Origin of the sequence: Enterococcus dongliensis (assembly GCF_031927985.1) — a bacterium.
Lineage (GTDB): Bacteria > Bacillota > Bacilli > Lactobacillales > Enterococcaceae > Enterococcus_A > Enterococcus_A dongliensis.
The window spans coordinates 1-13,323 of record NZ_JARPZC010000003.1; the positions used below are offsets into that span (position 1 = coordinate 1).

General features: G+C 38.5%; 10 protein-coding genes. 1 reads left to right on the plus strand and 9 read right to left on the minus strand.

Annotated elements, in window-relative coordinates; all coding sequences use genetic code 11:
* Positions 1-458: 458 nt before the first annotated feature.
* From P7D84_RS02870 to P7D84_RS02905, 8 genes are all read right to left on the minus strand, one after another.
* Entirely contained in the window at positions 459-1,964 is a 1,506-nt protein-coding gene (locus tag P7D84_RS02870) for a HAMP domain-containing sensor histidine kinase (RefSeq protein ID WP_311804938.1), read from the minus strand.
* A complete protein-coding gene (locus P7D84_RS02875; protein ID WP_010740068.1) occupies positions 1,961-2,647 on the minus strand; it encodes a response regulator transcription factor in 687 nt (228 codons plus the stop codon). The genes P7D84_RS02870 and P7D84_RS02875 overlap by 4 nt, the downstream gene beginning before the upstream one ends.
* A 107-nt stretch (positions 2,648-2,754) precedes the next feature.
* The gene (gene gnd / locus P7D84_RS02880; protein WP_311804939.1) at positions 2,755-4,176 is read right to left on the minus strand and encodes an NADP-dependent phosphogluconate dehydrogenase; all 1,422 of its coding nucleotides are present in this window, start codon (positions 4,174-4,176) and stop codon (positions 2,755-2,757) included.
* Positions 4,177-4,428: 252 nt separating this feature from the next.
* On the minus strand, positions 4,429-4,608 hold the full coding sequence (gene rpmF, locus P7D84_RS02885) for a 50S ribosomal protein L32 (protein WP_010740070.1): 180 nt from the start codon (positions 4,606-4,608) through the stop codon (positions 4,429-4,431).
* Positions 4,609-4,667: 59 nt separating this feature from the next.
* Positions 4,668-5,219, minus strand: a complete 552-nt coding sequence (locus P7D84_RS02890; protein ID WP_137604384.1) for a YceD family protein — start codon at positions 5,217-5,219, stop codon at positions 4,668-4,670.
* A gap of 204 nt (positions 5,220-5,423) precedes the next feature.
* On the minus strand, positions 5,424-7,208 hold the full coding sequence (pyk, locus tag P7D84_RS02895) for a pyruvate kinase (RefSeq protein ID WP_311801507.1): 1,785 nt from the start codon (positions 7,206-7,208) through the stop codon (positions 5,424-5,426).
* A gap of 60 nt (positions 7,209-7,268) precedes the next feature.
* Complete coding sequence (gene pfkA, locus P7D84_RS02900; protein WP_137604386.1) at positions 7,269-8,231, minus strand: 6-phosphofructokinase; 963 nt, start codon at positions 8,229-8,231, stop codon at positions 7,269-7,271.
* A 137-nt stretch (positions 8,232-8,368) separates the two neighbouring features.
* Positions 8,369-11,626: a DNA polymerase III subunit alpha gene (locus P7D84_RS02905; RefSeq protein WP_311804940.1), complete on the minus strand. Its 3,258-nt coding sequence runs from the start codon at positions 11,624-11,626 to the stop codon at positions 8,369-8,371.
* A gap of 118 nt (positions 11,627-11,744) precedes the next feature.
* Here P7D84_RS02905 and P7D84_RS02910 point away from each other — a divergent pair, with 118 nt between their 5' ends.
* Complete coding sequence (locus P7D84_RS02910; protein ID WP_137604388.1) at positions 11,745-11,924, plus strand: YjzD family protein; 180 nt, start codon at positions 11,745-11,747, stop codon at positions 11,922-11,924.
* A gap of 50 nt (positions 11,925-11,974) precedes the next feature.
* Here the strand turns inward: P7D84_RS02910 and P7D84_RS02915 are convergent, their stop codons facing one another.
* Positions 11,975-13,177: a multidrug efflux MFS transporter gene (locus P7D84_RS02915; RefSeq protein ID WP_311804941.1), complete on the minus strand. Its 1,203-nt coding sequence runs from the start codon at positions 13,175-13,177 to the stop codon at positions 11,975-11,977.
* Positions 13,178-13,323: the final 146 nt, after the last annotated feature.

Here is a 13,323-nt window from a genome sequence, read left to right on the forward strand (position 1 = left end):
TGTTGTTTGTTTCTATTAAATAGAAACGCCCTACACATTTGGTTTGTTTTATTCGTTCAGTTTTCAAAGGTCTACATCGCTTGTTGTTTTGTTTCAACAACTTTTATATCATATCAGATTTTTATTTAAAAGTCAATAACTTTTATTTAAAAACTTTTTGATAAAAAAACAAGTTCGAATCACATCTCGCTCAAGCGACTTTATAAAAATACCATAAGAACTTTCATCCGTCAACAATTATTTTTAATTTGTTTCAAGTTGTTTTTTTCTCTCGGTAACAGATAATAATATAGCAATCTTCAAGCTATAATGCAACTATTTTTTACATGTTTTTTTGATCTTTTTTATTTTTCGAACGTTCGATTAAAACTCTAAAATAACGTTCGATTTTAAAACAAAAATAACGTTATCTTGTACGATATATTTTCTAATTTTCGCATAAAAAAACAGCCGAGTTTTTACTCAGCTGTTTTTTCTTCGACCATTGGGATGAAAATTCTAAAAATTGTACCTTTACCTACCGAACTTTCTACACTAATACTTCCTTTATAACTCTCCAAAAGTTTATGGGCAATCGACAATCCTAAACCATTCCCACCTTTTGTACGGGCACGGGCTTTATCAACACGATAAAAGCGATTAAATACTTTATCGATATCTTCATCTGGAATCCCTTCACCAAAATCTTGGATTGCGATCTCAAATTTATTTAAAGTTGATGAGACCGAAAGATGTACTTCTTTTCGATCTGTAGAGTATTTTACTGCGTTATCTAAAATAATAATCAGAATTTGTTCTAAGTGATTACGATATATTCTCAACGTTTTTTCGTCATCAAGATCATCATCTAATGTGAAGGTAAATTCGGGGTAAAGCAATTTGAAATTGTTGAATACTTGGTTCGTGACCTCTTTTGCCTTAGATGTCTCATTTCCATAATAGACGTCCACTTGCTCTGCTCGAGATAAGTCTAACATCTCTTGAACCAAACTCTTCATGCGAACAAGTTCTTGTAGACTGGCTTGGATTGATTCATCCAATATTTCCGGATCATCTTTCCCCCAGCGATTCAACATGCTTAAATGGCCTTCGATAACTGCTACAGGCGTTCGCAATTCATGAGAGACATCTTCAACGAATTGTTCTTGTTGTTCGATATACATCCGTATACGATCAATGACGTCATTAAAGATAACTGCTAGATCTGCTAATTCATCATTAGTCGTGATTTCAGGGACATGTACTTCGGCTTGAGGATCTTGTCGAATAATCTCCATTGTATCTCGAAGGATCTTAACTGGTTTCAAGAAGTATGAGGATAGCAAGAATCCTAAGAAGCTGCTCAACAGCAATGAAACAATCTCTAATATGATCAATGTCAATAATAATTTGCTACGCATCTCATAGAAGTCAGATAGTTCGTAAAAGACTTGCGCATACCCAATTTTTTCTCTAGTTTCTTTAGAATAGATAGGTTCTACTGATAAAAATCCATTTTTATCATCGACTGTAACGATTGTTGGTTTCTTATGCTTTGTTTGAACTAAAGGTTGATAATTTTTTTTGGTTTTAAAGATTAGTCTTTTGTCTAGATTATAGATATCTAAGGATAATTGACGCTGACCTAATTCCGAAATGAAATCATCGATCCGTATCATATTGCCTTCTAAGGTCATGTTTTGATCATACATCGCACTGTCTCGGTTATTGGTTTCTGTCAGTGTTCGGTAGGTATTTACCAAAGTCAGCTCCTCATCTGCATTAGCTAAACGAGAAGTTACTTCAGAAATCGTACGTTCCACATTGTTTCTTTCTTTAGTCACGATCAAATTTACGGAAGACTTGTAAGTGATCACAGCAAAAATCGTAAATACCACGAATATAAAGAAAGAACTTGTAAAGGCCCACTTGATAGTGAGTGAGGGCCCTTTCAGTTCTCTTTGTTTCTTGTTAAATTTTCTCATGAGCGCATAACGTACCCGGTACCACGGACAGTTTGGATATAACTATCTTCCCCTGGTACGTCGATTTTATTACGTAAATAACGGATATATACATCAACAACGTTGGTTTCTACTTCTGTTTCATAGCCCCAAACCTTATTTAGTAAAACATCACGCGCTAAAACTACGTTGACGTTCTCCATTAGTGTCAATAATAATTCGTATTCACGTTTTGTTAGTTCAATGATCTCATTTCCGCGGCGTACGACACGGTTTTCTTTTTCGATTGTTAAATCACGATACGTGATGGTTGTTTGTTTTGCAACATTTTTATCGCCTTCAATATCAATTCGACGAAGTAACGCACGCAAACGTGCAAGCAATTCTTCAATCGCAAAAGGTTTGACGATATAATCGTCTGCGCCATGATCTAAACCAGAAACACGGTCGATTACGGAATCACGAGCTGTCATCATGATGATCGGTGTGTTTTTCACTTGACGAACACGACGACAAACTTCTAAGCCATTTAATTCAGGAAGCATCAAATCAAGTAAAATTGCGTCCCAGTCGCTTTCTAAAGCAGCTTCAAGTCCTGTTCTACCATTATAATGAACTTCTGTATCATAGCCTTCGTGCTTCAATTCTAGTTCGACAAAACGAGCCAGATTTTTCTCATCTTCAATGATCAGAATATTACTCATTTTTTTAGTTCCTTTCCAAGTTGAATTTCATTAAGCCTCTATTATTATAGGGCTAAACCTGTCAAAAAGCTATAGATACTTAGCACTTATCTCATAAATAACCTCTGCTATTCTTCGTGGTACCAGCTATAATGGAAGATTCCCTCTTTATCTGTACGTTCATACGTATGTGCTCCAAAGTAATCACGTTGCGCTTGAACTAAGTTTGCAGGTAAGCGTTCTGCACGATAAGAATCGTAGTAAGTAATCGCAGATGAAAATGTTGGTACAGGTACGCCAGCTTGGACAGCGATAGCAACAACTTCACGAACTGCTTGTTGATATTTTTCAGTGATTTCTTTGAAATATTCATCTAGCATCAAGTTGGCTAAGTCAGAATCTTTTTCATAAGCATCCGTAATTTTTTGTAAGAAACGTGCACGAATGATACATCCGGCACGCCAGATTTTCGCAATTTCACCAAATGGTAGATTCCAATCGAATTCTTTTGAGGCAGCGCGTAGTTCAGAAAATCCTTGCGCGTAACTCATGATTTTGCTGAAATAAAGAGCTTCACGGATTTTTTCGATTAATTCTTGTTTATCGCCTTCGTATTTATAAGGAGCTGGTCCAGAAAGTACTTTACTTGCTGCAACACGTTCTTCTTTGTAGGCTGAGATAAAACGAGCGAAAACAGATTCTGTGATCAATGGTAACGGCACACCTAAGTCCAAAGCACTTTGTGAAGTCCATTTCCCAGTTCCTTTGTTTCCTGCTGCATCTTTGATAACATCAACAATTGCTTTGTCTGTTCCTTCATCGTCTTTACGAGTCAAAATGTCAGCTGTAATTTCAATTAAATAGCTGTCTAATTCACCTTTGTTCCATTCAGAAAAGACATCGGCCATTTCCTCTACAGAAAGACCTAATAGACGCTGCATCAAATCATAGGATTCTGCAATTAATTGCATGTCGCCATATTCAATTCCGTTGTGAACCATTTTTACATAATGACCTGCTCCATTAGGACCAATGTAAGTTACACATGGTTCGCCATCTTCTGCTTTAGCAGCAATCTGTTCAAAAATTGGTGCAACTAAATCATAGGCTTCTTTTTGTCCACCAGGCATCATAGAAGGACCTTCTAAGGCACCTTTTTCACCACCAGAGACCCCAGTACCAATGAAATTGATTCCTGAGTTGGCTAGCTCTTCGTTACGACGAATCGTGTCTTTGAAGAAGGTATTTCCTCCATCAATTAAGATGTCCCCTTTATCTAAGTGAGGTAACAATGATTGGATCGTTGCATCTGTTGCTGGCCCTGCTTGAACCATCAACATGATGCGACGTGGTTTCTCGATTGAGTCAACAAATTCCTCGATTGAAAAAGTAGCTTTTAAGTTGCGATCGGGATGTTCTGCTACGACTGCTTCTGTTTTTGATCCAGTTCGATTATACAAGGCCACTGAGTAACCGCGGCTTTCGATATTCAATGCTAGATTTTTCCCCATCACGGCCATACCTACGACGCCGAATTGTTGTTTTGACATAATTATCCTCCTAGTTCCTATTAATGATCTTATTTCTCAGCAGAAAAATAAGGTGGATTCTCACCACAGGTATCTTTTCATTAATCATATCCAAGTACGCTCAATAAAATAGATACTTTAAATAATTCAATACGTTTCTCATTATATCCTAAGAAAGTGAGAATGGAAAATGAATAGTGTTTTTTTCTAAGAAAAAAACCTCAAGACTCCATGGTTAGTCTCGAGGTTTTGACTTTCTCTATTAAAAAGTGCTTATGCTTCTTTAGACATAACATCTTTTCCATCATAGTAGCCGCAGTTGGCACATACGTGATGGCTCTTCTTCATTTCGCCACAGTTAGGACATTCATTCAATCCTTTAATGGTCAATTTGTAGTGAGTACGACGTTTGTTCTTTTTAGCTTTTGATGTTTTTCTAGCTGGTACTGCCATTGGGTGTTACACCTCCTTATAAAATGAAGTATCATTTTCTGATACATTTTATTCCAATCTTACTTATCATCTTCCGATTCATTGAATAGTTCAGATAATTTCGCAAGACGAGGATCAATTGTTTCAGCAGATTCTTTTTTCTGCAAATACTCTTCTTCACTGACAACTTCCCAATCGTTACCTTTGGGTAAGTCTTTTGTTTGCATTTCTTCTTCAGAGAATACTTGCATTGGAATCGCTAATAAAATGTTATCTTCGATAGAATCTGTCAAGTCGATTGTATCATTGTCTAATACAAGAATCTCTTCGTCTCGTTCTTCTTCCATTGAAGACCATTGCTCCCTTGTCATGAATACTTCGTCCACTGAAAGATCAAGTGGCAGATCAACTGGTTCTAAGGAGCGGGCTGAAGGAACTGTTACAATAGTTTTCAGCCGATAATGTAAAATATATTCATTCTTCCCGACAGACAAGATTCCTTCTACAGTAACAGGTGCTACGGCTAAGATTTCATTATCCCGGGCAGTTAATGCCTCATTTACATCGATCGTTTCTGAAAAGTTTAAAGTTTCTTCTTTATAGCGGCGTAATTCGCCAATCGACCATTTCATTATTCATCACCTCTAAGCAACAATCGCTATTATACAGGTGTAAAAAATCTTTGTCAATGAAATTTTCTTGACACCTGCAAAAAACGTTGTGATGCGGTTTGTTATTAAAAACTAGTCTTTCGTTCACTCTTAAATTGTTACAAAAACCCTAATTGACAAAAAAAGCGAACCAATTAACTGGTCCGCTTCCTAACAATCTAAAGCTTAGATTGCTGTTGTTTGTCCACGGTAGACGATTCCACGACGAGGATCGATTGTGACTAATTCACCATCAACAACTGTTGATGTTGCATCTTTTGCACCAACGACTACTGGAATATCTTGAGCGATACCGACAACAGCAGCATGTGAAGTTAAGCCGCCATCTTCAACGATCAATGCTGCAGCTTTTTCAATTGCAGGCATGTAATCTTTATCAGTTGTCGGTACAACTAGTACCATACCGTCTTTAGCGTTTTTGATTGCTTCTTCTGCTGAATGGGCAACTACTGCATGAGCAACAACCGTTGATTCACCGATACCTTGTGCTTCTAATAATTTAGAACCGATCATTTGAACTTTCATTACGTTTGTTGTTCCGCGTTCACCAACTGGTACACCGGCAGTGATCAAGATCAAGTCGCCTTCTTTAGCAAAACCTAATTCAACTGCTTGTTGTGCTGCTAAATCGAACATTTCATCAGTTGTTGATGGTTTTTCAGCAACAGTTGGGTAGACACCCCAGTTGACCATCAAGCTGCGTTTTGTATTTTCATCAAAAGTTACAGCTAAAATGTCAGCATCCGGACGGTATTTAGAGATCATACGAGCAGTGTGGCCAGATTCTGTTGCAGCAACGATTGTTTTAACACCTAAGTTTTTCGCTGCACGTGCAACTGACAAACCGATTGTTTCTGTTACGTTTGATTTATCAAATTCATTGATTTGGAATGAACCTAATTCTGATAAAGCAGATTCAGCTTCCATATCGATACGAGCCATAGTACCAACCGCTTCAACTGGATATTTACCATTTGCAGATTCTCCAGAAAGCATTGTAGCATCTGTTCCATCAAATACAGCATTGGCAACGTCAGAAGCTTCTGCACGTGTTGGACGTGGGTTTTCTTGCATTGACTCTAGCATTTGAGTAGCAGTAATAACAGCTTTACCAGCATAGTTACATTTTTTAATGATTCGTTTTTGAACCATTGGTACTAGTTCAGGAGCGATTTCAACACCCATATCACCACGGGCAATCATGATACCATCAGAAACTTTGATGATTTCGTCGATGTTATCTATACCTTCTTGTGATTCGATTTTAGGGAAGATATGAACGTGTGTCATATTTTTTTCTTCAAGGATTTCGCGGATATCAAGAACGTCTTGTGCTTTACGAACAAAACTTGCAGCGATAAAGTTGATATTGTTATCTAAACCAAAACGAATATCGTCTGCATCTTTTTCAGTGATCCCAGGTAAGTTGATTGAGATTCCTGGAGCATTTACACCTTTACGTGAGCCTAGCATACCAGCATTTTTAACAAGCATTACTAATTCACGATTTGCTTCATCTTTATCGATGATTTCCATATCAATCAAGCCATCATCGAATAAGATGTGTCCGCCGATGTGTGCATCGTCGTATAGACCTGGATAAGTTACAGCAATTTTTTCTTTCGTTCCTTTGTGTTCAGAATCCATTGAGATACGTGTTTGGTCACCTACGTTAAATTCGATATAACCTGCACGGCCATAATCTTCTTCTGTAGTGTCTTGAACAGTTGTCCGGATTTCTGCACCTTTAGTATCTAAAAGAATACCAACATCTTTACCAGTTTTTTCTACTGCTTCACGAACCATGTTCATGCGTGCAAGTTGTTCTTCGTGATCTCCGTGTGAGAAATTGAAACGGAACACGTTAGCACCAGCTTCAATTAATTGAGAGATTGTTTCAACCGTGTTACTTGCTGGTCCTAATGTACTAACGATCTTAGTCTTTTTCATTACCTAATACGCTCCATTCTTGATTGTTTTAATATATAGTATTCACTATTATTAACGAGATTAAAATGAGATTTGGTTGTTCAAATCATATAATGATAAATCAGGTTTGTGTTTATTGTTTTCTAACGTCTCAACAATATTAGCAGCGACTACTTGGTTGTCTAACATACCAATACATAATCCGCCTTTACCTTCTAACAATAAATCCACTGCATATGAACCGAATTTACTTGCTAACACACGGTCGCGAGCACTTGGTGAACCCCCACGAACAACGTGACCCAACACACTGACACGAGTATGGAAATCACCGTATTCAGCTAATTTATCCGCAAATTCATTCCCGCCCATCACACCTTCAGCAAGGATGATCAAGCAATGTTTTTTCCCACGATCGCGGCCCGCACGAATCTTATTTGCAATGCGTTCCATATCAAAATCGTGTTCAGGAATGACGATTTCATCAGCCCCGCCTGCAACACCAGACCATAAAGCGATGTCGCCAGCGTTACGTCCCATTACTTCGATAACAAATGTACGAACGTGTGAAGTCGCTGTATCACGAATGCGGTCAATAGATTCCAATACTGTATTGATTGCTGTATCAAAACCAACTGTAAAGTCTGTTCCTGGGATATCATTATCAATCGTTCCTGGGATACCGACAGCTGGATAGCCATGTTTTGTCAATGCCATCGCTCCATGATAAGAACCATCGCCACCGATAACAACTAACCCTTCGATACCGAATTTTTTCAATTGTTCGATTCCTTTTAATTGTCCTTCTTCAGTCGCAAATTCTGGATAACGAGCTGAATATAGGAACGTCCCGCCTCGTTGGATTTTGTCACCAACATCAGCAACATCTAAACGACGAATATCACCAGCAACTAAACCAGCAAAACCATAATTGATGCCATAGACTTCCATGCCTTCAAAGATCGCTTTACGTACGACTGCACGAACAGCAGCGTTCATTCCGGGAGCGTCTCCTCCACTTGTTAAAATTCCAATGCGTTTCATTTTCTCACCTCATAAGTATTCTCAAAAACATACATCGTTAATCCATGGTACATTCTATCAAAAAACATTCCAAAAGTCTTGAGATGTCTCCGGGAAAAGCCCAGTTTTTGAAAAAAGTTTTTGAAAGTTACAAGAAATCATCTTATTACGACATTTTGCTCCCCTAATATGTCGCTTAAAGCCGCTAAAAGGGCGTCATTAATCCCTATCCAAAACTTTTTATCCAGCGCAATCTTTCGGCGACTTTTTTCATAATAGATTACAACAGGGACTTTTCCAGGAGATAATTGCAATCTTTCGGCAATCTCTTTTTGAATATCCGGAGTGTCTTGTTTTTCTTGAACACGTAAAAATAATGTTTTATCGCTAATTTCTTCCTCTGCTGTTTGAGCAGGAATCAAAGTTTCAACTAATAATTGGATAGCTTGATCATAGCGACTACGTTCTACTTTACCAGAAACAAGATAAACTTGTTCTAACTCAAGCTCATTGCGGAAACGCCGATAACTTTGTGGAAAAATCGTTAAAGAGATCTCGCCGCTTTGATCATTGCCTGTCAAAAAAGCCATCTGTTCTCCTTTTTTCGTTCGAATTTCACGAATGTCTTTTAAATAGAAGAGAATTTTTCCTTGTTTACCAACAGTTAGTTCAGTGATTGGTTGTAAATCTTTTTGTTTCAATAGTTTCGGATAGTTTTCTGTAGGATGGCCAGATACATACAATCCAAGGTATTGCTCTTCATAATTCAATCGTTCTGCTAATGAATAATCTTCTATCGAACGTTCTTTTAAACTCATGACATCTAATAACGATATGCTGCCACCACTATATTGAACATTTTGAATCTTCCCTTCCAACCCATCCGCCAATTCTCGGCGATTGGAATGTAATTCATCAAATGCACCAATAAAAATCAATGGTTCAATATATTCGTTTTTCAACCAACGTGTTTCAATACGTAATAGGAATTGATCCAATGACTGAAAGGCGCCTCCTTCTTTACGAGCTGTCAAAATGTCACTGACAAAATCACGACGCATGCCTTTGATTGCATCTAAACCAAACCGTATTAGGTTTTTTTCTATTAATGTAAAACTGTAGCTGCTGCGATTGATATCTGGTGCTAATAATTTTACACCCGCACGATTTGCTTCAGCGAAATATTCTCGTAATTTTTTCGGATCATTACGGACAGATTGCATCAATGCTGTATAAAAAGCGCCGGGATAGTGGACTTTCATGTATGCCATCTGATAGCCGACAAATGAATACGCCACTGAATGAGAACGATTAAACCCATAATTTGCGAAACGTTCGATATAATCATAGACTTCTTCAGCACTTTTTTGACTATGTCCTCGAGCGACCGCCCCTGTGATAAAGTGACGTCTTTCTTCATCTAATAAAGCTTTTTTCTTTTTGCTGACAGCACGACGTAAAATATCCGCCTCGCCTAAGCTAAATCCGGCCATCTGAGCAGCAACTTGCATGATTTGTTCTTGATAAACAATAAAGCCATATGTCGGTGCTAGAATCTGCTGAACAGAAGAATCTGGAAAAGTCACTTGTTCACGACCGTTTTTTCGAGCGATAAAACGATCGATGATCTGCATCGGACCTGGTCGGTACAATGCATTTACTGCAACGATATCCTCAAACGAAGTTGGATGCAGATTGCGTAAAACTTTACGAATACCTGCTGATTCAAACTGGAAAACACCGCTAGTTTCTCCCCTTTGAAACAGAGCCAGTGTTTCAGGATCATCTAACGGGATCGATTTCAAATCTATGTCTTCTTGATAAACACGACGAATCGTTTGTTGGGCATTGTCGATGATTGAAAGATTGCGAAGACCTAAAAAATCCATTTTCAACAGCCCAATTGCTTCCACGTCTGTCATTGTAAATTGCGTCAACAAAATATCTTCAGAACCTTTTTGAAGTGGAACAAGCGTCATGAGGTCTACATCACTGATGATGATTCCCCCAGCATGAGTCGAGACATGCCGCGGCAGTCCTTCTAAGGTTCGTGCTGTTTGAAAAAGCAATTCGCTTCGTTCATCTTGTGCAACTAGTCGTTTCAAAGATTCAGATTTTTCGTACGCTTCATGCAAGGTGATTTTCAACTGATTTGGAATAGCCTTTGACCAACGACTGGCTTCGCTTTGTGATAGTCCAAAAACACGACCGACATCCCGTAACACCATCTTAGCCGCCATCGTACCAAACGTGGCGATTTGCGAAACATGGAAATGACCATATTTTTCATGAACATAATGCAACACTTGATTTCGACGATTGTCAGGAATATCCAAATCAATATCCGGCATACTATTACGTTCAGGATTCAAGAACCGTTCAAATAACAGCTCATATTTGATGGGGTCTACATCGGTGATGCTCAACACATAGGCCACTAAGGAACCCGCCGCAGACCCACGACCAGCACCCGAGACAATCTTACTGCGATGAACATAATCCATAACATCCCAGACAATCAAAAAGTAATCATCAAAGCCCATATGATGGATAATTTCTAGTTCATATGCCAAGCGTTGACGATATTCTTCTGTAACGTCTGAGATTCTTTTTGGTAATTTTTGCCAACAGAGTTCTTGCAAATACGTTTTTGCTGTTTGTTGAGCAGGAAGCGGGTAATGGGGCAGTAATTTTTGATGTAAAGACAGCTCAAATTGACAAATTTCTACCAGTCGTTGGGCATTAGAGACAGCCAGCTCATCTGTAAAACTTGTCAACAGCTGCTCCATTTCTACTAAATAATTTTCTCCTAATTGATTAGTCAACTCTTCTTTTGGCAGTTGATTCCCACTTTGAATATGGTTCATCACTTTAACGGAAAATGCTTGCGCCGCATCTAAGTACGTCACTTCATGAAGCGCAAGCTTTGGATAGTTTTCTGGTAAATCAGATCTGTTCGTTGCCGGCGAAATACCTAAATAAACTTCACTGGAAATAGTTTCATTGATTTTTTTCAAGATCCGTTCAAGTGGAGCTTCTCTTCCTTCCACCGGTAAGACCGTGATCAGATTTTCAGCAGCGATTTTATATGTCGCGAGATCTAGTGGCGTTTCTGCAATCATCCGGGTACTAGATAGACGCATCAATTCTTGATACCCTATACCGTTTTTAGCGTATAATAAGAGTTTTTCAGAATGATCATCCACTAAAAAATCTAATTCTAGACCGATAATTCCGCTGATTTGATTCTTTCGACAAGCTTGGAAAAATTCCACTGCTCCATACAACACATTCTCGTCGGTGATTGCGATTGCAGAATAGCCGCGAGCTTTTGCTGATGCCACGTATTCGTTGATTGTTAACGTACTTTTCAATAATGAATAGGAAGTTTTTGTATATAGTTGTGGTAATGTCATGGTTTCCCTCCTATGTAGACTCTCTTAGTCTCTGATTAAACTTTCAGTACTTCTCTTTACTTTTCAGAAAATAATGCTAAACTGTAGCTAAATATTGTTGCGAAAAGAGGTACTCTTGATGAAATATCTAGTTACATTATTTTGGGCTTTCGCAATTGGCCAAGCCGTTTGTTATTTAGGCGGTGCTCTGCAAATTGGTACTTATAACTTCGGATTATCTACAATTATTTCGTTGATTATTGGAGTTATCGTCATCATTGCTGCGCATTTTGTTTCACCTAAAAAAGCCGAAGCATAGAAAAAACCAGTTACTTTATTGTAACTGGTTTTTTGTTTATTTCAAATTAATTATATCTTTGTCTTTGTCGTCAGTAACTTACGGAAATTGAACGTACTCAAAATAATATTTCCAAATACACAGGCACTAGTAACTAAAAATACAGCTGGATAACCCATCGTATGAGCCACAGTTGATCCTAGCATCGGACCAATTACCTGTCCGAAATTGTTGAACATTTGATTGTAACTAAAAATTCGGCTGACTCCTTCTGGCGGGCTGATTTTGCTGATTAATGTATTGATTGACGGCATTAGAGCACCTGTCGAAAATCCTAGAAAAAACCGCAGCACTCCCAGTTGGAATGGTGTTTTCACAAACGCCATCGGAATAAAACAAATCAATGATAAGATCAAACCAGCTAATAAGACTTTGTGATTGCCAATGCGATCGCCGATTTTCCCTAACGTTGGTGATGAAGCAATCGCTGAGACTCCTGCAACAGAAACAATCAACCCGCTGACTACTAACGCGTTCCCACTTGATCCACTCAGATCACGTATATACAGGGTTAAGATTGGACTGATACTGGTTGCTCCAACTTGTAGAATCAATGAGCTGATAAATAGACCAATCAAAATTGGCATGTAATTGATCCGCTTGCGTAACTCTGCCATGCTGATGACATCTGCTTTTTCAATGGGTTGAAAATCTTCTTTTACCATAAAGACAGTCAACACCGTACAGATTAGTAAAATACTTCCTGTAATAATAAAAACATTACGTAAACCAAACCACTGTGCCAACATCCCACCAATCAACGGCCCAATCAAGTTTCCTGCGACACTTCCAGTAGCTAACGTCCCTAACGCCCAGCCACTTTTTTGTTTAGGCACTTGCGAGGCAATCAAAGCTGTTGCATTTGGTATGTAGCCTGATAAAACACCTGTCATAAATCGCATGAACAACAGCCAATAAACATTTGGTACAAAAGCCAGCGAACCCATCGTAACGGTCATTCCTGCAGCCGCACGAATCATCATCAAACGTCTTCCTTTGCGATCAGCTAGATTTCCCCATAATGGTGAAACAATCGCTGCTGAAAACGCTGTTACAGAAATTGCCAGACCGGAGAATAGATCGACCTGTGATGCGGACGTTCCTAACTGTTCGATATAGACTGGCAAAAAAGGCATCACTAAGCTGAAACTTGCGCCGGTAAAAAAACAACCGATCCAAGAAATCAACAGATTTCTCCGCCAATTGATTTTCATTTTCCGTATCCCCTTTCTCACCATTTTCACTTTATATACTATCAGATTCTAGTCAAAAAAACTTTTCCCCCCACTCATTTTCCCTGTTAATTTCTTAATACTTCGTTCTTTTTTAAGCGCTACAGTTGCGTTTTTCAAAGAATATG

Excerpts from the sequence above, each read along its gene's own strand:
- P7D84_RS02915 (WP_311804941.1), bottom strand. The coding sequence starts at position 13,177 with ATGAAAATCAATTGGCGGAGAAATCTGTTGATTTCTTGGATCGGTTGT.
- rpmF (WP_010740070.1), bottom strand. The coding sequence starts at position 4,608 with ATGGCAGTACCAGCTAGAAAAACATCAAAAGCTAAAAAGAACAAACGT.
- P7D84_RS02890 (WP_137604384.1), bottom strand. The coding sequence starts at position 5,219 with ATGAAATGGTCGATTGGCGAATTACGCCGCTATAAAGAAGAAACTTTA.
- pfkA (WP_137604386.1), bottom strand. The coding sequence starts at position 8,231 with ATGAAACGCATTGGAATTTTAACAAGTGGAGGAGACGCTCCCGGAATG.
- P7D84_RS02905 (WP_311804940.1), bottom strand. The coding sequence starts at position 11,626 with ATGACATTACCACAACTATATACAAAAACTTCCTATTCATTATTGAAA.
- gnd (WP_311804939.1), bottom strand. The coding sequence starts at position 4,176 with ATGTCAAAACAACAATTCGGCGTCGTAGGTATGGCCGTGATGGGGAAA.
- P7D84_RS02870 (WP_311804938.1), bottom strand. The coding sequence starts at position 1,964 with ATGAGAAAATTTAACAAGAAACAAAGAGAACTGAAAGGGCCCTCACTC.
- P7D84_RS02910 (WP_137604388.1), top strand. The coding sequence starts at position 11,745 with ATGAAATATCTAGTTACATTATTTTGGGCTTTCGCAATTGGCCAAGCC.
- P7D84_RS02875 (WP_010740068.1), bottom strand. The coding sequence starts at position 2,647 with ATGAGTAATATTCTGATCATTGAAGATGAGAAAAATCTGGCTCGTTTT.
- pyk (WP_311801507.1), bottom strand. The coding sequence starts at position 7,208 with ATGAAAAAGACTAAGATCGTTAGTACATTAGGACCAGCAAGTAACACG.